The organism is Leptolyngbya sp. BC1307, from assembly GCF_002286735.1.
Classification (GTDB): Bacteria; Cyanobacteriota; Cyanobacteriia; order Phormidesmidales; family Phormidesmidaceae; genus Phormidesmis.
The window spans coordinates 88,226-104,113 of sequence record NZ_NRTA01000012.1 but is presented as its reverse complement, the minus strand read 5'-3'; the positions used below and the strand labels follow the sequence as shown (position 1 = coordinate 104,113).

Annotated in this window: 19 protein-coding genes, 1 tRNA gene and 1 other annotated feature; of the genes, 8 read left to right on the top strand and 12 right to left on the bottom strand. The window is 52.2% G+C overall.

Annotation, left to right across the window (positions count from 1 at the left end):
• Positions 1-106 precede the first annotated feature (106 nt).
• From CKL79_RS09485 to CKL79_RS09460, 6 genes are all read left to right on the top strand, one after another.
• Positions 107-865 carry a chitin deacetylase family protein gene (locus tag CKL79_RS09485; protein ID WP_240518765.1) on the top strand — a complete coding sequence of 253 codons (759 nt, stop codon included), beginning with the start codon at positions 107-109 and terminating at the stop codon, positions 863-865.
• Positions 866-936: 71 nt separating this feature from the next.
• Positions 937-1,533 carry an L-threonylcarbamoyladenylate synthase gene (locus CKL79_RS09480; RefSeq protein ID WP_121969341.1) on the top strand — a complete coding sequence of 199 codons (597 nt, stop codon included), beginning with the start codon at positions 937-939 and terminating at the stop codon, positions 1,531-1,533.
• 48 nt (positions 1,534-1,581) lie between these two features.
• Positions 1,582-2,367 carry a HAMP domain-containing sensor histidine kinase gene (locus tag CKL79_RS09475; protein WP_121969340.1) on the top strand — a complete coding sequence of 262 codons (786 nt, stop codon included), beginning with the start codon at positions 1,582-1,584 and terminating at the stop codon, positions 2,365-2,367.
• Positions 2,368-2,403: 36 nt separating this feature from the next.
• On the top strand, positions 2,404-2,844 hold the full coding sequence (locus CKL79_RS09470; protein WP_121969339.1) for a hypothetical protein: 441 nt from the start codon (positions 2,404-2,406) through the stop codon (positions 2,842-2,844).
• A gap of 300 nt (positions 2,845-3,144) precedes the next feature.
• Positions 3,145-4,449 carry a threonine synthase gene (thrC, locus tag CKL79_RS09465; protein ID WP_121969338.1) on the top strand — a complete coding sequence of 435 codons (1,305 nt, stop codon included), beginning with the start codon at positions 3,145-3,147 and terminating at the stop codon, positions 4,447-4,449.
• A 42-nt stretch (positions 4,450-4,491) separates the two neighbouring features.
• Positions 4,492-4,767, top strand: a complete 276-nt coding sequence (locus CKL79_RS09460) for a MoaD/ThiS family protein (protein WP_121969337.1) — start codon at positions 4,492-4,494, stop codon at positions 4,765-4,767.
• Positions 4,768-5,114: 347 nt separating this feature from the next.
• On the opposite strand, the gene rplL is transcribed toward CKL79_RS09460, so the two are convergent.
• The 8 genes from rplL to rplS form a co-directional block, all read right to left on the bottom strand.
• The gene (gene rplL / locus CKL79_RS09450) at positions 5,115-5,501 is read right to left on the bottom strand and encodes a 50S ribosomal protein L7/L12 (protein ID WP_121969335.1); all 387 of its coding nucleotides are present in this window, start codon (positions 5,499-5,501) and stop codon (positions 5,115-5,117) included.
• Positions 5,502-5,554: 53 nt separating this feature from the next.
• The gene (gene rplJ, locus CKL79_RS09445) at positions 5,555-6,082 is read right to left on the bottom strand and encodes a 50S ribosomal protein L10 (protein WP_121969334.1); all 528 of its coding nucleotides are present in this window, start codon (positions 6,080-6,082) and stop codon (positions 5,555-5,557) included.
• Between the two features lie 49 nt (positions 6,083-6,131).
• Positions 6,132-6,313 (bottom strand) — a sequence feature (ribosomal protein L10 leader region).
• 20 nt (positions 6,314-6,333) lie between these two features.
• Positions 6,334-7,062, bottom strand: coding sequence for a 50S ribosomal protein L1 (gene rplA, locus CKL79_RS09440; RefSeq protein ID WP_121969333.1), 729 nt, complete (start codon positions 7,060-7,062; stop codon positions 6,334-6,336).
• A gap of 79 nt (positions 7,063-7,141) precedes the next feature.
• Positions 7,142-7,567, bottom strand: coding sequence for a 50S ribosomal protein L11 (gene rplK, locus CKL79_RS09435; RefSeq protein ID WP_121969332.1), 426 nt, complete (start codon positions 7,565-7,567; stop codon positions 7,142-7,144).
• Between the two features lie 164 nt (positions 7,568-7,731).
• Positions 7,732-8,397, bottom strand: a complete 666-nt coding sequence (nusG, locus tag CKL79_RS09430; protein ID WP_121969331.1) for a transcription termination/antitermination protein NusG — start codon at positions 8,395-8,397, stop codon at positions 7,732-7,734.
• Between the two features lies 1 nt (position 8,398).
• Positions 8,399-8,656, bottom strand: coding sequence for a preprotein translocase subunit SecE (gene secE, locus CKL79_RS09425; protein WP_121969330.1), 258 nt, complete (start codon positions 8,654-8,656; stop codon positions 8,399-8,401).
• Between the two features lie 199 nt (positions 8,657-8,855).
• Positions 8,856-8,928: transfer RNA gene (locus CKL79_RS09420), tRNA-Trp, on the bottom strand.
• Between the two features lie 81 nt (positions 8,929-9,009).
• Complete coding sequence (gene rplS / locus CKL79_RS09415) at positions 9,010-9,372, bottom strand: 50S ribosomal protein L19 (protein WP_121969329.1); 363 nt, start codon at positions 9,370-9,372, stop codon at positions 9,010-9,012.
• Positions 9,373-9,539: 167 nt separating this feature from the next.
• Here rplS and map point away from each other — a divergent pair, with 167 nt between their 5' ends.
• Positions 9,540-10,370 (top strand): type I methionyl aminopeptidase, encoded by an 831-nt coding sequence (gene map, locus CKL79_RS09410; RefSeq protein ID WP_121969328.1) that lies wholly within the window; start codon positions 9,540-9,542, stop codon positions 10,368-10,370.
• A gap of 16 nt (positions 10,371-10,386) precedes the next feature.
• Here map and CKL79_RS09405 read toward each other — a convergent pair whose 3' ends face one another.
• The 4 genes from CKL79_RS09405 to CKL79_RS23160 form a co-directional block, all read right to left on the bottom strand.
• Positions 10,387-11,466: a hypothetical protein gene (locus tag CKL79_RS09405; RefSeq protein ID WP_121969327.1), complete on the bottom strand. Its 1,080-nt coding sequence runs from the start codon at positions 11,464-11,466 to the stop codon at positions 10,387-10,389.
• A gap of 145 nt (positions 11,467-11,611) precedes the next feature.
• On the bottom strand, positions 11,612-12,442 hold the full coding sequence (locus tag CKL79_RS09400; protein WP_121969326.1) for a hypothetical protein: 831 nt from the start codon (positions 12,440-12,442) through the stop codon (positions 11,612-11,614).
• A 198-nt stretch (positions 12,443-12,640) separates the two neighbouring features.
• Positions 12,641-13,582, bottom strand: a complete 942-nt coding sequence (locus CKL79_RS09395) for a PstS family phosphate ABC transporter substrate-binding protein (protein ID WP_121969325.1) — start codon at positions 13,580-13,582, stop codon at positions 12,641-12,643.
• 271 nt (positions 13,583-13,853) lie between these two features.
• Positions 13,854-13,997, bottom strand: a complete 144-nt coding sequence (locus CKL79_RS23160; RefSeq protein ID WP_170944012.1) for a hypothetical protein — start codon at positions 13,995-13,997, stop codon at positions 13,854-13,856.
• Positions 13,998-15,180: 1,183 nt separating this feature from the next.
• Between CKL79_RS23160 and CKL79_RS09385 the strand changes: the two genes are divergently transcribed.
• The gene (locus CKL79_RS09385; protein ID WP_121969323.1) at positions 15,181-15,846 is read left to right on the top strand and encodes a class I SAM-dependent methyltransferase; all 666 of its coding nucleotides are present in this window, start codon (positions 15,181-15,183) and stop codon (positions 15,844-15,846) included.
• The last annotated feature ends 42 nt before the right edge of the window (positions 15,847-15,888 follow it).

Below are 15,888 nucleotides of genomic sequence, written 5' to 3'. Positions count from 1 at the left end.
CAGTTCCTTATGTCTTTTGCCCTCAGTATTGTTGCATATTCCTGCTGTGATACGGTGGTGGCTGTGGGTGCATTATGATCTGACCCGTAGAAGTTTAGGGCAGCTGGTGACGACGAAAAGACGCTTCAAAAAGTCGTTGTATGGCTTGCTGGCGCTGCTGGTTAGCCTTTACCTCTTGACTCAACCCCGCTGGCTGTTTACCCTCGCCGCTCAGATCAAGCCCGGTGCGCTGTACGCGGCGAACCTATCAGATTTACCAGCTGCGCCTCAGCTGATTGCCCTGACGATAGATGATGGCCCCAGTCCGGCGACCGCAGAGATGTTGGCAGTGCTTGCCCGCTACGATGCTAGGGCCACCTTCTTTAACATCAGCGCTCATCTACCCGGCCACGAGGCAGTGGTGCGGCAAACTGTCCGCGCTGGGCACGAGCTGGGCAACCATCTCACAGCGGATGAACCCAGTATTCGGCTGACGCCAGCTGCCTTTGAATCCGATTTACTAGCTGCTGAGCAGGCCCTACTGCCTTACCTGGAGGAGATCGATACTTCTCTGCGATGGCTGCGGCCAGGGATGGGATTTTACAGCGCTGAAATGGTGAACATTGCTCAACGGCACGGCTATCAGCTGGTGCTGGGCTCGGTGTTTCCCTACGATACCCATGTATCTTCTGCTCGCTTTGCCGCTGCGTTTATTTTGGCGACCGTGCAGCCAGGCGACATCATTGTGCTGCACGATGGCGATGAGGGCAGGGGCGATCGCACTGTCATTACCCTCAAAAAGATTCTCCCTATTCTTCAATCCCGAGGCTACCGCATCACCACCGTCACCGGACTTGTCGAAGCGGCTCAAGGTAAAATGCTATAGCTATCTCTAGCGGCCAGCGCAGTGCCATAGCATTAGCATCTAGCTTTGGCATCGCTGCTCCAAACTTCCCTATGCCTCAGGTTTCACTTACTCAAATGGTCGAGGCGCTGGCAACCCCAACGCTGATCAGCTTCCCGACTGACACCGTCCCCGCGCTGGCTAGTCGCCCTGAGCACGCCGATTTGATCTACGCGGCCAAACGGCGATCGTTAGATAAGCCATTGGTGTTAATGGGCGCTTCTCTCTCTGACCTTTTGCCCTATGTAGCGGGCGACGCGGCGGCTCATGAGATCTGGAAAGACTTAACCGATCGCTGCTGGCCAGGGCAACTGACGCTGGTATTGCCTGCCAGCGATCGCACCCCCCCCACCTTAAATCCTCAAAATACCGGCACCCTTGGCATCCGCGTCCCTAGCCATCCGATCGCGCTAGACCTGCTGGCTCGCACTGGCCCACTCGCAACGACCAGCGCCAACCTTTCGGGGCAGTCGCCTTTGACCGCAGTGGCTGATATTGCCCGTACCTTTCCTACGGCCCTCACCCTCCCTACGGAAGCGTTTGAACCTAGCCCTGCGCAGCAGGCTACGGCCAGCGGCACCCCCTCTACCGTCGCTCAGTGGACTGGCAGCGGCTGGCAGATACTGCGTCAGGGTGAAGTCAGGCTATAGCGGCGAGATTTCGAGTTACGCTGATAATTCGCGTCACTTTTAACCCCCATGACTTCCCCAGAAGATTACTCAGCCCTACAGCTAGCCTATCAACGTCTGCTAGCGCTCGAACGGTTTAAGAGCGGCTTTTTGGCCCGCACATCTCACGAGTTGCGATCGCCCATTAACACTATCGTCAGTCTGCACCAGCTAATTTTAGAAGACCTGTGCGACAGCCCCGAAGAAGAGAAAGAGTTCATCGCCCAGTCTAAAGAGGCTGCGCTAAAAATGCTGGCTCTGTTTGACCAGATTGCAGCCGTGTCTAAGCTAGATGTGGGGAGAGAACCACCCCGACTAGAAGCGGTGGATCTAGGCTTTGTGCTGCCAGAGGTAGAGATGTTTACGACTCTGCAAGCGGCTAATCAAAACGTGCGCTACACAGTAGAGTTGCCAGCTCAAGAGATAGAAGTTTATACCGACGCTCGATGGCTCAAGAACACTTTAATCAGCCTCATTCAAGACGCGATTGCCTACAGTAGAACGCTGCGCTTGTTTGTAGAACAAAGGGATCAGGCGGTGGCAGTGGTGATTGAATGCGATCGCCCCGCTGCAGACCTACAGACCGAACTTGACAATATCTCCGATGCCGTAGATTCATCAGGTGACCAGCACGCTGATGCTTCAGCAGATCTCTTGACTAGCTCACGGCTCGCTGTTGAAAATATCCATCTCTCTACCGGCCTAGTCTTAGCAACGGCCCATACGGCTCTACCACTGATCAAGGGTAAATTTTCCATCCAGCCGCATCCAGACGCGGATGGGCGGAGCTACTTGCAATGTATATTTCCTCAGTAGCCCAGCATTTTATCCGAGCAGTTTACAGGACTCGACATGACGCGCTCATCGCCTGCGCCCACTGAAGATGAACACTTTAAGGGCCGCTATAACCCTTTAATAGGAATCGCTTTGATATTGCTAGGCGCGATCGCTACTCTAGTCAGCCTGTGGCTGATGCTGCTGAATAATCAGTTCAACGTTGCCATTGTGATTGGCCTGGCGGCGTTTCTATTTGGCTACTTATATCTTACGCGCCCTTACTTTACAGTGGCTCCCAATCGGCTGACGGTTTACAACCCCATTGGCAAGGTCGTCAAGCGCTACCCCTTTGAGTCTTTTAACCATCTGTATACAGAAAAGAGCCACTTGTATATAGAGAGTGGCTACTCAGAAGCAGGCAGTCGGGAAAAGGTAAATCTCAATAAATGGATGGTGAGAGCGCAGGACTGGCGGCAGCTAGAGGCGATCACTCACTCATCCGATCCACAGCTATAGAAATAACTAATAGCAACCATTGATTTTACAGCAGAGGCCGACTGGCCTTTGACCGCCTTGTCCTTTGAGCCATCTAGCGGCATCGCTCTGGCTGTCGAATCCCTCTGAAAGAGGTGGCCACAGCCACAGTGTTTCTATCTATATTTTAATCCCGACTAAAATAGTCGGGATTATTTGCTGCGCGATCTCTGGCGTGTTAGCATCGTTTCACTTCGGTAGAAATAGGTACAGGACGCCTGTTTTACCACTGACTTCACGCCGTAGCAGACCAGCCTGGACAAGACTTATAAGGGGGTTACCATGACTCAAGCCATCGAAAGACTGATTACTTCGCAGAAAACGTTTACAGCGCTCAAGTGTAAAGAGTGCGGCGAAGAGTATGGCCTCGGCGCTAAGCACGTCTGCGAAGATGTTTGCTTTGGCCCGCTAGAAGTCGCCTACGACTACGACGCTATTCGCCGTCAGGTCTCCCGCGAAACGATTGCCGCTGGCCCCCACTCCATCTGGCGCTACAAAGCCTTTTTGCCGGTCGAAACCGATACCCCCATCGACGTTGGCACGGGCATGACGCCGCTGGTAAAAGCCAACCGGTTGGCCCGTCAGCTCGGCCTAAAAAATCTATACATCAAGAACGACGCAGTCAACATGCCCACGCTCAGCTTCAAAGACCGGGTGGTCTCTGTGGCGCTGACTCGGGCTCAAGAACTGGGCTTTACGACCGTGTCCTGTGCGAGTACAGGTAACCTGGCGAACTCTACAGCAGCGATCGCTGCCCATGCCGGTTTAGAGTGCTGCGTCTTCATCCCCGCCGACTTAGAAGCCGGTAAAATCCTCGGCACACTAATCTACGACCCTACCCTGATGGCCGTTAAAGGCAACTACGACCAGGTCAACCGCCTCTGCTCCGAAGTCGCCAACACCCACGGCTGGGGCTTTGTCAATATCAACCTGCGCCCCTACTACTCCGAAGGGTCAAAGACGCTAGGCTTTGAAGTGGCTGAGCAGCTCGGTTGGGAACTGCCTGACCATGTGGTCGTTCCCTGCGCCTCTGGCTCGCTCTACACCAAGATCTACAAAGGCTTCAATGAATTTGTAAAAACGGGGCTAGTAGAAGATAAAGCCGTTCGCTTTAGCGGCGCACAGGCTGAGGGCTGTTCTCCTATCTCTCAGGCGTTCAAAGAGGGGCGCGATTTCATTACCCCCGTCAAGCCCAACACGATCGCTAAGTCAATTGCGATCGGCAACCCGGCAGACGGCATGTATGCGCTGGATGTGGCCCGGAAAACCAACGGCCAAATTGAAGATGTCACCGACGCTGAAATTATCGCTGGCATGAAGCTACTGGCTGAGACCGAAGGCATCTTCACCGAAACAGCGGGCGGTACGACCATCGCCGTACTGAAGAAGCTGGTAGAAGCCGGTAAAATCGATCCTGAAGAGAAAACGGTTGTCTTTATCACCGGCAACGGTCTGAAGACTACCGAAGCCGTACAGGGCTATATCGGCGAGCCGCTCACCATTGAGCCCAAGCTAGACAGTTTTGAGCGGGCCTGGGAGCGCGCCAACACCCTCAACCGCTTAGAGTGGCAGCAAACTCAGGTATAGTCTATTCCTTTCCCCGTTTTTTAGTTACACCCCAATAGAGACATGGCCGTTAAGGTTTTAATTCCGACCCCCCTGCAAAAGTTTACCAATGACGAAGCCACCGTTGAGTGCGATGGCGGCAACATTGTTGAACTGATGAACACGCTAGAGAGCAAATTCCCCGGCATCAAAAAGCGTCTTTGTGACGACAATGGAGAGCTGCGCCGGTTTGTTAATTTCTACGTCAACAGCGAAGACATTCGCTTTTTAGACAACAAAGAGACCTCTCTTAAAGACGGCGATGAAGTGAGCATTGTGCCTGCTGTCGCGGGTGGCTAGCGATCGCTGTTTGATTACGCATTGCGAAAGAAGTCACTGTGGTTTTCTGCGGTGGCTTTTTTGTGGGGAGGCAGTAGGCAATAGGCGTGGTTCCTCTGTCTCCTGTCTCCTTCTCCGCGCGATGATCCCGGGCGCACGCTGAGCTGCCCGCTCATTGCCCAGCGAGGCCCGACATCAAGCCCGAGCTTCAGTCGTTTAAAGCTTTTGCCCAGTTGGTTGAAGAAATACAAAACAAACAAAAAGAGAGCCAGTAGACCTAGCTCCCTTCTGTAAGACAAAAGTTGGCCGTAACCCAACACCTGCCTTCTGTTTTCCAAACTCTCGCTTTCAGTGAGCCATTAGCTAGCTTACTTAACAGTCACTTTAGCGCCCGCATCTTCTAGCGACTTCTTCGCTTCTTCAGCGGCGTCTTTAGGAATCGCTTCCTTAACGGTGATTGGCGCAGACTCTACCATGCCTTTGGCTTCTTTCAAGCCGAGGCCGGTGAGGGTACGAACGACTTTCAAGATGGCGATCTTCTTGTCGCCCGGTACTTCGTCTAGCACCACGTCGAATTCAGTCTTTTCTTCGACTTCTTCAGCGTCACCGCCACCGCCAGCAGCCATCATCATGCCGCCGACAGGCGCAGCCGCGCTGACACCAAAGGCTTCTTCAATCTGAGAGACCAGCTCGGAAGCTTCTAGCAGAGAGAGGGTTTTTAGCTTATCTAGAATTTCATCAGTTGCAGCAGACATGTTTTGTTCTCCTTGAGTAGGTTGAAAATTGAGTGTAAATATTTGAGCAGAGCTTATTCAGCATCTTTCTCGGCGTAGGCTTTGATGCCACGACCAATCGAAGCCGGAACTTCTTTGATGCCCACAGCCACTTTGGTCGCCACAGCATTGATGGCGATCGCAATCTTGGCGTATAGCTCATCTTTAGTGGGCAGGTCAGCGAGCGCTTCAGAATCTTTCTGGTTGAGCAGCTTGCCTTCCAGCACACCGCCAAGCAGCTCAGTCTTTTTGGTATCTTTCTGAAACTTTTTGTAAGCCTTAACCGCAGAACCAATGTCTTCTTTGGTGAGCATGACTGCCGTCGTACCCGTCAGCAGAGACTCTAGCTCTTGCCACTGAGTTTGGCCGTCAATTGCCCGCTTTAGCAAAGTGTTCTTAGAGATTTTGCAGACTGCACCTGACTCCCGTAGCCGATTGCGCAGATCGCCCATCTGACCGACCGAAAGACCCTGGTAGTCGATCACAAAGGCAGACTCTGACTCGTCTAAAAGAGCTTTGAGTTCAGTGACAATCTCTTGCTTGTTCTCTAGCGTTCTTCCCATTCTATTTCACCTCCTTTTTGTTTAGATTTTTTTGCCCCGATGGGCAAACCGTAGCCAGCAAAAAGCCTCGACCTTAAAACCAGATCGAGGCAAACGTATTGAAGCTTTACTGACGTTATATAAACATCACAGAAGAAACGCTTCAACCGCATACCTCGGCAGGAAATTGAGCGGTTTGATAGTTAAACTATCGAGCGCACCTGCTGTCTCTGGTAGCTATATTCAATTTTGAGATTGAATCATGGGCTGCTTTAAGTAGATTGGCTGATTACTTCGCTTAGTTTCAAATCGCGCAGTGCCTGCACATCAACTGAGATGGAAGGCCCCATCGTCGCCGAAATTGAAACTGTGCGCCAGAAGCGGCCTTTTGCACCGGAGGGGCGATTGCGATCAATCGTTTCTTGCAGCGCTTTCAGGTTTTCTAGCAGGTCTTCTGGTGAAAAAGAGACCTTACCAAACATAACATGAACGATGCCTGTTCGGTCAGCGCGGAATTCGAGCTTACCCGCTTTAAAGGCAGCGATCGCCTGCGCCAGGTCAAAAGTCACCGTGCCCCCTTTGGGAGAAGGCATCAGGCCGCGAGGGCCAAGCACCCGGCCCAGCTTAGCGACCTTGGGCATCATGTCGGGCGTGGCCACCAACACATCAAAGTCCATCATGCCTTTGCTAATTTCTTCGATTAGCTCTTCCGAACCGGCCATGTTTGCGCCGGCTTCACTGGCCTCATTGACCTTCTCACCTCGGGCGATGACAGCCACTCGCACATCTTGACCGGTGCCTTTAGGTAGCGCTACCGTCGTCCGCAGCTGCTGGTCTGTGTACTTAGGGTCAATACCGAGCCGAATGTGGGCTTCTGCCGATTCGGTAAATTTTGCCGTTGCGGTGTCTTTGAGCAGGGCCACCGCTTCTAGCGGCTGATAGGTTTGTTCGCTATCTACCTTTTCGTAGAGCGCCCGCATCCGTCGAGAAATTTTTGCCATATTTTTCTGGGGTCAGTAGCGAAGCAAATGCCTCTCCCCCGATAGGATTGTTAATTGAATCTGATCTTTGAAGGGCCAGCTAGCCTGCCACTTCAACGCCCATATTGCGAGCAGTGCCTTCGATGATATTCATCGCCATCTCAATGTCGTTGGCATTGAGGTCAGGCATTTTGGTTTCAGCGATTTCTTTGAGCTGAGCGCGGGTGATTGACCCTACCTTCTCAGTTCTAGGATTGCCCGATCCCTTTTCAATTTTCGCCGCCTTTTTGATCAAAACTGAAGCTGGCGGGGTTTTGAGAATGAAGGTGAAGCTTCTGTCTTCAAAGACAGAAATTTCAACCGGTACAATCAAACCAGCTTTCTCAGCCGTTCTGGCATTGTAATCTTTACAAAATGCCATGATATTGACGCCGTGCTGACCCAGCGCGGGGCCGATCGGCGGCGCAGGGTTCGCCTTACCGGCGGGGATCGCCAGCTTAATGAGCGCAACTACCTTCTTTGCCATTGATTAACTCTTACTAATTGAACGCTTTGTGAGACCGGGCTTTGACTACGCTCAGCCCTCGGGTGGCTGAGCATAAGTTCAGCTCTTCAAGGACTTTTCTGAGTATACAGAGCCTATGAAGCCAGCACCCATTCCCCCGATCCGGTGACTGAGCGCAGCCGAAGTCACGATTCTTTTTTCACTTGATTAAACTCAAGCTCAACTGGGGTATCGCGACCGAAGATTGAGAGCAGGGCTTTCAGCTTGCTGCGCTCGGGGCTCACTTCAATCACTTCCCCTTCAAAGTCTTTAAACGGCCCAGAGAGCACAGTGATTTTGTCACCGGCTGCCATGTCAATTTTGACCACAGCCGCCTGCTCTTGAGTCTGCTTAAAGATGCGCTTAACTTCGCCAGGGCTTAACGGCATCGGCTTTACATGGCCGCGACCGCGACCTTGTGCCCGCCGCTGCTCAGCCCCCACAAAGTTAATCACATGCGGCGTATTTTTGACCACCTGCCAGGCGTCGTCATCTAGCAGCATGCGAATCAGCACGTACCCCGGAAAGACTTTCTCCTCAATATTGTGGCGAGAGCCGTCTTTGCGCATCTTCACCGCTGGCGTCTGAGGAATTTCCACCTCAAGAATGGCACCCGCAAGATCGAAGGTCTTTACTCGCTGCTCCAGCGTGAGCTTGACCTTTTTTTCGCAGCCAGAGGCGACTTGCACGGCGTACCAGCGCGGTCGTTCTTTGCGCTTGGGCTGCTCTTCTACGCCGTCTTCTAGCGTGTCTGCTTCTAGCGATTCTGGAAAATCGCTGCTGTAGTTGGAATTGTCGGATGCGTAAGTCATATTAGAAAACCTGTCTAGAGGCCCAGCCAAATAGCTTATCTATGAAGTAGATCAGCGTTGCCGATAGCCCCACCATCAAAATCACAGCGGCAGATTCGCTAATTAGCTGCTGGCGAGTCGGCCAGATTACCTTGGCGAGTTCTTCGCGAGTACCCCGGCTAAAAGCGGCGGCATCGAAGCTCTCAGAGCCATTCTTGGACTGATCGGCTGATCGCTTGACGCTGCTGTCGGCGGCTGATTTGGTATCTTTTTTTGCCACTGAAGTAAGTCCTCGCCCGCTCAAATAAGGCTCAAATAAAACTGTGCTGGTAACACCATGCTAACCGCTCAGCCCTGTAGCTGCTCAGACCGATTGCCCAGCCAGACAGCAAATCTGCCCAGTGGATCAACTATGAGCTGCTGCACGCCGATCCCTTTTGGGCATATCACCTTTTGGGCAGGCCATAACATCTGGAAAGCGCGTCCTGGAGGACTCGAACCCCCGACATTCGGTTTTGGAGACCGACGTTCTACCAGCTGAACTAAGGACGCATAGCTTATACAGATGCGGCTGTAGAGGTTAGCGCGGTCACTATCCTCTACAGCAAAGCCAAAAAAGGCCATGGCCATCGGCTATAGCGCGCGGTCAAACCGCTGCTTGAGTCGAGTGGCCTTACCGACGCGATCACGCAGATAATAGAGCTTCGCCCGACGAGCCCGGCCCCGGCGAATTACTGTAATAGTAGCAACTCGGGGGGCGTGAAGTAAAAAGACTCGCTCTACCCCTATACCTTGAAAGACGCGGCGCACTGTAATGGTCTCATTGATGCCGCCATTGCGCATAGCAATCACGGTGCCCTCATAGGGCTGGATGCGCTCTTTGCCACCCTCGACAATTCGCATTCCGACGCGAACTGTATCCCCAACGTAGATCTTAGGAAGATCGTCTTTGATATATTCCGACTCAATAGAGCGGATAATTGCTTCAGCGTTCATGACAGCCCTTAAAAGCGCACAGTCTATAAGGTTATAGCAAAAAAGAGAGAATGTGAAGAGGCAAACTAAAAACCGCTACGATAGAAGACGGACTGTCGCCCATGACCGTCTATCTACCTCGTTTTTTTGCAGCTATTTTAGTTTTCGCCACTTTAGTTTCATAACCCATGAATTTTTTCACCGACCTACTGCCCAGCGTCTCTTTTTCCCCTGCACTGAGGGTAAAAGCCGGTAAACGCATTGAGATTAAGTCGGCCTCAGAGATTGAGACCATGCGCTCAGCCGCCAAAATTGTGGCGACGGTACTAAAAGAAATCAGCGAAATGACGCAGGCAGGTATGACCACCGCTGACCTTGACGACTACGCCGAAAAGCGGATTCGAGGGCTAGGGGCAACACCGAGCTTTAAAGGCTATCACGGGTTTCCTGCCTCAATTTGCGCCAGCATTAATAATGAGGTGGTGCATGGCATTCCGCGTAAGCGCAAGGTCATCAAGTCAGGGGACTTGGTGAAAATTGACACCGGAGCCTATTACGAAGGCTTTCACGGCGACTCTTGCGTGACGATCTTGGTGGGCCAGGTCAAACCGGCGGCACAGAAGCTCGCTGAGGCCGCTGAAGAGGCGCTGTATGCGGGCATTGATCAAGTCAAGCCGGGCAATACGCTGCTAGATATTGCCGGGGCGATTGAAGATTCGATTAAGGCGAATAAATTTACGGTGGTGGAAGACTTTACCGGTCATGGGGTGGGGCGCAATCTGCACGAGGAGCCTTCTGTTTTTAACTTTCGCACCAATCGAGCGCCGAATGTGACGCTGCAGCCGGGGATGACGCTGGCAATTGAGCCAATTTTGAATGAGGGTACTAAACACACGCGAACGCTGAGCGATCGCTGGACGGTCGTCACCCTGGATCGATCCCTATCGGCACAGTGGGAGCATACGGTGCTGGTCACTGAGACAGGCTATGAGATTTTGAGCGATCGCACCCAGCTATAGCCACCAGATCGCTGGGCTACTGGCTAGATTGACCAGATGGCAGCAGTTTTCCTAAGCTGACGCAGGCATCGGCGTCGTAATCTACCCCGACTCCAAAGGTATAGGCTTTAGACTGATGGTCGGCTGGGAAATCTTCGTAGCTGGCAATCGTGGCCATAATCTCTTCATTTAAGGCGCTGTAGCCCGTACTGCGAATCAGCTTAGGCTCACCGGCAATCTGCCCTTGAGGGTCGAACAGAACGCCAATTTCCGCATCGTGAGGGGCTTTTTCTAGACAGACGCTGAAGGGCCGCCCATTGTCCTTTTCAGCCGATTCGATGGGGTAGCTGATTTGGGTAAGGTCGGCGACCTGGATCGGTCCGATATTTTCTACGCCGTCACCATTGGCCTGTCGGCGGATACTGGCCTGCCAGTCAATCAGTTCTTGCTCGGCGCTGGCTGCATCAGTCCCCTCGGGGTTATAGTCCAGCGCTTTGGAAAAGGCCGCTGCTAGTTGCCGCAGGGACGCTGGGAGCTTGCCGCGAGCTGAGGCGATCAGACCGCTAATCGATCCGTTAGCGGGTCTGGCTGATCCGTCAGATGCTGCCAAACTGGCCGCCTCTTCATTGGGGTCACTCTCTAAAATCGGTTCGTCAGGAGCGCTCTCCGCCGGATCTTGGTCAGCCGCTGAGAGATCGGGCAGGAGAGGAGTTGGCTGAATAGCTGTATTGGGCTGAGATGCCGCATCTTCGGTGCGGGTAGCTGTATCTGAGCGGGTAGCGGGGGGAGTCGGTCTTGCGGTAGCTCTAGCAATTGGCTGCCGGGGCGCAGGCGCTGCCGGGCGCACAGAGGCGGCTAAACCGGCTATCTGGCTGGGTGCGATCGCCGATGCTGCGCTATCAGGCGATGCCGTAGACACATTCAAATCGGGCACGGGAAGGGCTTCTGACGGGTCAGGCCCTAACGCTTCATCAGGTAGGTCAGAAGTGAGATCAGAAAAAGGCACGTCTTCTTCTATCGGCTCTGGCACGGCCCCACCTATCGGCACAAACAGCAGCAGGGCGTGCATACCCAGGGCTACCAGAAACATCGGATAGATAAATTGAACGACCTTCATAAGGGAATAACTCAGTGCTCTTAAAAACGGCCCGTAAAGGCGGCTAGTACAGGACAGCGGGGCGATCGCAACCTGCGGAAATTTTAACGAAATCTATTTTGTCAGCAACCGCTAACGTCTACCCCAGCATAGCGCTGCCTTTCCATCAGCTCAGCGGGTTGCCTTGCCAGATCACCAGCAGAGATGACCCCTTCAAGCTGACCAGGCTGATGTACATAAAGGGTTGACCCTCAGCCGTCACCAGCTGATACAGCAACTCACCGCCATAGTTGTCTAGCTGGTTGAAGACGATGCCACTCGGCCCATAGGTAGTTTTCAACTGACTTAAGACATCATCCGGCCCTTTATCCATCCAGCGGGCATCCTTAGCCCCTGCTGCTGGCGCGTTCCCATTCAAAAAGGTGCCAGCATTCTCAGGATGGCGAAAAAATCTAGTCTCAGGCAGCCCCTGAGCAGCCGTATAGTCAGTTAGCCCAATCGCCCCCAGATTGCCGATAAAGATCTCCTGATCTGCGGACGGGTCGTAGGCGGGTGAGGGCGGGGGCAGATCGCCCGCTGCTGCTGGCGTAGCCGGTGCAGATGGCCCCGGGGCAGGGGGAGCAGCAGTGGCAGACGCAGCAGCGGGGGGAGCAGCAGCAGCAGGCGCAGACCGAGGCGAAGTGGATGGAGGCGCAGCAGCAGCGGGAGGCGCGGGGGGCGTTTCTGGAGCAGGTGGGGCAGGTGGCTCAGGAGTAGAAATTTCTGACAGGCTCAAGATATCGATAGCGGCCTCCTCGGGCGCTTCCTCCTCTATCGTTTCGGGCGGCGCGGCGGATGGGCTCGGACCAAAGGGAACTACCAGCAGCAGCGCATGAAACCCTACTGCCAGCCAGGTCAGTGGGTGGTGTAGCACCTGGCTGATCGTGAAGCGGTCAGTGATGAGGCGGAGCGGCGATCGCTCACCCAGAGACGATCTGTTTTCAGCAGAAGGAGCCATCGGCACAAAACAAGTGAACGTCGAAAGTCAGGCTAAACATAGGGAAAGCCCTGAAGCTCAGCCGGTGTGAAGTGGCTGAGAGCCTCAAGGCAAAAGTAGATTTTGATGAACCCGCGAGATTGCCCAGCACTACCAGCAACTCGACATCATCGAAAAACTGGCAGACTGAACGGATACGCAAATGATCTACTAGGCAAATTAGAGCTTGCTTAGAGACTCTTCGTAGTCAGCGGGAGGCAGAGCTACATAGCCGACTTCAGGCACGATTGACTCAGCGTTATTGAGGTAAAACTCAACAAATGAGCTGACTTCAGAGCGCTCAGCCAATGCTTCTTTGTTGACATAGATGAAAATCGGGCGGGCCAGAGGCTGGTACTCAGCAATCGTCTCAGGAGAAGGAACAACGGGGACACCGCCGGTTTCTTCGCTGGCGACACCGACCGCCTGCAGCAAATCCTGGTTCTCCAGGTAGTAAGACATTCCAAAATAGCCCAGCGCGTTGACATCGCGAGAGACGCCTAGCACCAGCACATTGTCATCTTCGCTGGCAGTGTAGTCACCTCGGCTTGCCCCTTCTTCACCCATAATTTCATCGGTAAAATAGTCAAAGGTGCCAGAGTCTGCGCCAGGGCCATACAGGTTGATAGGCTCGTCAGGGAAGTCAGGGTTGACCTGATTCCAGCTAGTGATCTCACCTTCTGATTCGGGTGCCCAGATAGTGTTGAGTTCTTCAGTAGTGAGGCTGGTTGCCCAGTCGTTTTCGGGGTTGATGACTACGGTGATGGCGTCAGTCGCGACCGGAATCACTTCGTACTCAATGCCATTGGCGGCGCAGTTCTCTGCTTCAGAGTCTTTGATGGGCCGCGAGGCATTTGAAATCACGGTCTCACCCGCACAGAATTTCTCAAAGCCACCGCCCGTACCAGAAACGCCGACGCTGATGCTAACGTCGCTGTTATCAGTCATAAACTCTTCAGCCATCGCTTCGGTGATGGGAAAAACCGTGCTAGAGCCGTCGATAGAAATGAGATTGCTCTGAGCGAAGACTGCTGTTGAAGTCAGACCCAGCGTTGCTGCTACTGCTGTGGTGGCCCCTAAGACTTTGAACTTACCTGAAAACTGCTTACCGCTGATTGTCATTGTTGAAAGCTCCTAAGCTCAAATTCATGGCCAAGGTGCAATGTATAGGGGGGAGTTTAAGACAGCAGGGCTAGTTGGTTATCAGGAGATTAACATTGGCTTAATAGCTGCTAAAGACAGAGCGGTCTGGGCGCGATCTGGGCACTATAAGCGGCTGCGGAGAAGTACCGCTTTGAACGTGGCCTCTCTGTAAACGTGGCTCTCTGTATCCGTTAAAGGGGCTATGCATTTAAAAAACCTGCGAGCAGTTTGTCTACTCACAGGCTTAGCTTTACGGGCTGAGTCTTTTGCTAGCGATCGCCTCGGGAATCAGTGCCAGAGCGACCACAGCACCCGCTAGCAAATCTGCTGGCACATTTGAAAACCAAGCCTGGAGTTCTTCCTTCTTGGTTGAATTAGCACTGATATAAGCCACGTATGCCTAACTGAGAATAGTAAAAAGCGCTGGCAATCGTTAAATCATATTTCAACCACATGATTTGCCAGATACGCATCTATTCATCCTATTAAGCAATGTAAATATCAGCAACTGCCGTAATATCTCGATACTGAGCGCGCAGCCTAGCGAAATAGATCGATCAAGCCGGGTTCTCTACTTTTCTTAGGCGCGATCGCATCCACCACACCATAAGCCGGCTGAAAACCCCTGCTGAAAACCTTAGAGATGCCTAAGTAGGGTCACAAAGCATCCGTAAGAATACGTGCAAATAACTGAGGGATACGATGGAATATCCGTTGTCTCACCTAAGTATATTCTCGCTGTTAGGTATGTTTACGATCCTGATAAAGTCATATCCGTGTTTTCAACTATTTCTCATCTTTAACTATCGAGAGTGAATCAAGCTATCGAGAGTGAATCAAGTTTGTTCCTGAATAGAGTTCTCCAAATCATCAGCGCATAGACCACCAGATCGAAGACTTCTAAATTTTGGAGCCTTGTTGGAATGACAAGTTTACTGCGAGTTAAAACAGATATCTCTTATTGGGATAGTTTCCATCGGGTAGATCATTCAAATATCCCTGGCCTGTTAGACTTACCCATTTCTCTCCCACAGACAGATCAATCTATCCTTGACTTTGGTTTTGGCAGAGGCCGAAATCTTCGCCAGCTAAGGGAACGAGGATTTAAAAATCTTACAGGCATTGAAGTCTCACGCGACTGCATAGCTCATATGCAGAAAGATACCCCCATCCCGGTTCACCACTTTGACAAGCTTGCCGAGCTGGCTAAAACCCTAAAAGTCGATATGTTTTCAATGTTTGGCGTCTTTAGTACGATCGCCGACACTTCCCACAGAAACCTCTTAGTGCGGTCTATCAGGTCTGTTCTAAAGAAAAACGGTAGGCTCGTCATCTACGATTACGCTTATGATCGGCTGCGAAGCCATCAGTATCGGAGCATTCGTTTTGGCCCGTGCAGGCACTGTTTGCTGCATCCTACTTGGTCGCAGTCTCCATTCATCCACTATTCTATTTCTGAAGTCGAAGAGATATTTAGCGACTTATCGCTAATACAGGCGACAGAGCTGACTATTCCCTCATTTAAGCATGCGAGTGTTCCGGGCTATCTTATGGTCTTTCAGAAGTGAGCACAATCTATGACTAATTACAACGAGTTTGCTGAAAAATATGCCAAGGGGTCAGCCGATTTAGAAAGGGAGATGAAATCGCATTTTTATAGCCTGATAACCGAACCTTTAGCCGGAAAGCAGTTGCTTGATATCGGCTGTGGGTCTGGGCAGGATGCCGCCGTCTATGCAGAAAAGGGGGCTAAGGTCTACGGTTTAGATGTCTCAGAAAAACAAATAGCGCTAGCAAAAGACAGAGAATGCGGCAATTTTGCTGTAGGGAGTATGAACGAACTTCCTTACGAGGCAAATACCTTTGACATCATCACCAGTTATTACGCGCTTCAGGCATCAGATCAGGTACCCGGCGCACTTGAAGAAATGGTTCGAGTGACAAAGCCCAACGGCATTCTGCTGATTTTGGCAAAGCATCCGGTCACTCAGCTCTTGGAAAGCTACATCAACGATCAAAATGGTGATTACTTCGCCAAGCGAAACGTAACTTCTTACATTTTCAACCGATCAATTAAGCTATCTCAGCCAGGACACACCCTGATGGAATACTTTCATGCCCGGCTCCTAAAAAATACGAGCATTGAACTGTTTGAAGAACATATGGATTTTCCGGCGAGCGAGCAAGTGATTGCTGACGTCATTTACCCGACCTGCATGATTATTAAATACCGAAAAATATAGTCTCGCGTGCCCTTGAGCCCCATACTTTAAAACGCTGTAGCG

What these genes read in the sequence shown, in the direction of transcription:
- rplL (WP_121969335.1), bottom strand. Translation starts at nt 5,501, where the DNA reads ATGTCTGCTGCAACTGATGAAATTCTAGATAAGCTAAAAACCCTCTCT.
- CKL79_RS09460 (WP_121969337.1), top strand. Translation starts at nt 4,492, where the DNA reads ATGGCCGTTAAGGTTTTAATTCCGACCCCCCTGCAAAAGTTTACCAAT.
- CKL79_RS09475 (WP_121969340.1), top strand. Translation starts at nt 1,582, where the DNA reads ATGACTTCCCCAGAAGATTACTCAGCCCTACAGCTAGCCTATCAACGT.
- CKL79_RS09395 (WP_121969325.1), bottom strand. Translation starts at nt 13,582, where the DNA reads ATGACAATCAGCGGTAAGCAGTTTTCAGGTAAGTTCAAAGTCTTAGGG.
- rplS (WP_121969329.1), bottom strand. Translation starts at nt 9,372, where the DNA reads ATGAACGCTGAAGCAATTATCCGCTCTATTGAGTCGGAATATATCAAA.
- map (WP_121969328.1), top strand. Translation starts at nt 9,540, where the DNA reads ATGAATTTTTTCACCGACCTACTGCCCAGCGTCTCTTTTTCCCCTGCA.
- nusG (WP_121969331.1), bottom strand. Translation starts at nt 8,397, where the DNA reads ATGACTTACGCATCCGACAATTCCAACTACAGCAGCGATTTTCCAGAA.
- CKL79_RS09400 (WP_121969326.1), bottom strand. Translation starts at nt 12,442, where the DNA reads ATGGCTCCTTCTGCTGAAAACAGATCGTCTCTGGGTGAGCGATCGCCG.
- CKL79_RS09385 (WP_121969323.1), top strand. Translation starts at nt 15,181, where the DNA reads ATGACTAATTACAACGAGTTTGCTGAAAAATATGCCAAGGGGTCAGCC.
- rplA (WP_121969333.1), bottom strand. Translation starts at nt 7,062, where the DNA reads ATGGCAAAAATTTCTCGACGGATGCGGGCGCTCTACGAAAAGGTAGAT.
- CKL79_RS09480 (WP_121969341.1), top strand. Translation starts at nt 937, where the DNA reads ATGCCTCAGGTTTCACTTACTCAAATGGTCGAGGCGCTGGCAACCCCA.
- CKL79_RS09470 (WP_121969339.1), top strand. Translation starts at nt 2,404, where the DNA reads ATGACGCGCTCATCGCCTGCGCCCACTGAAGATGAACACTTTAAGGGC.
- rplK (WP_121969332.1), bottom strand. Translation starts at nt 7,567, where the DNA reads ATGGCAAAGAAGGTAGTTGCGCTCATTAAGCTGGCGATCCCCGCCGGT.
- rplJ (WP_121969334.1), bottom strand. Translation starts at nt 6,082, where the DNA reads ATGGGAAGAACGCTAGAGAACAAGCAAGAGATTGTCACTGAACTCAAA.
- CKL79_RS09405 (WP_121969327.1), bottom strand. Translation starts at nt 11,466, where the DNA reads ATGAAGGTCGTTCAATTTATCTATCCGATGTTTCTGGTAGCCCTGGGT.
- thrC (WP_121969338.1), top strand. Translation starts at nt 3,145, where the DNA reads ATGACTCAAGCCATCGAAAGACTGATTACTTCGCAGAAAACGTTTACA.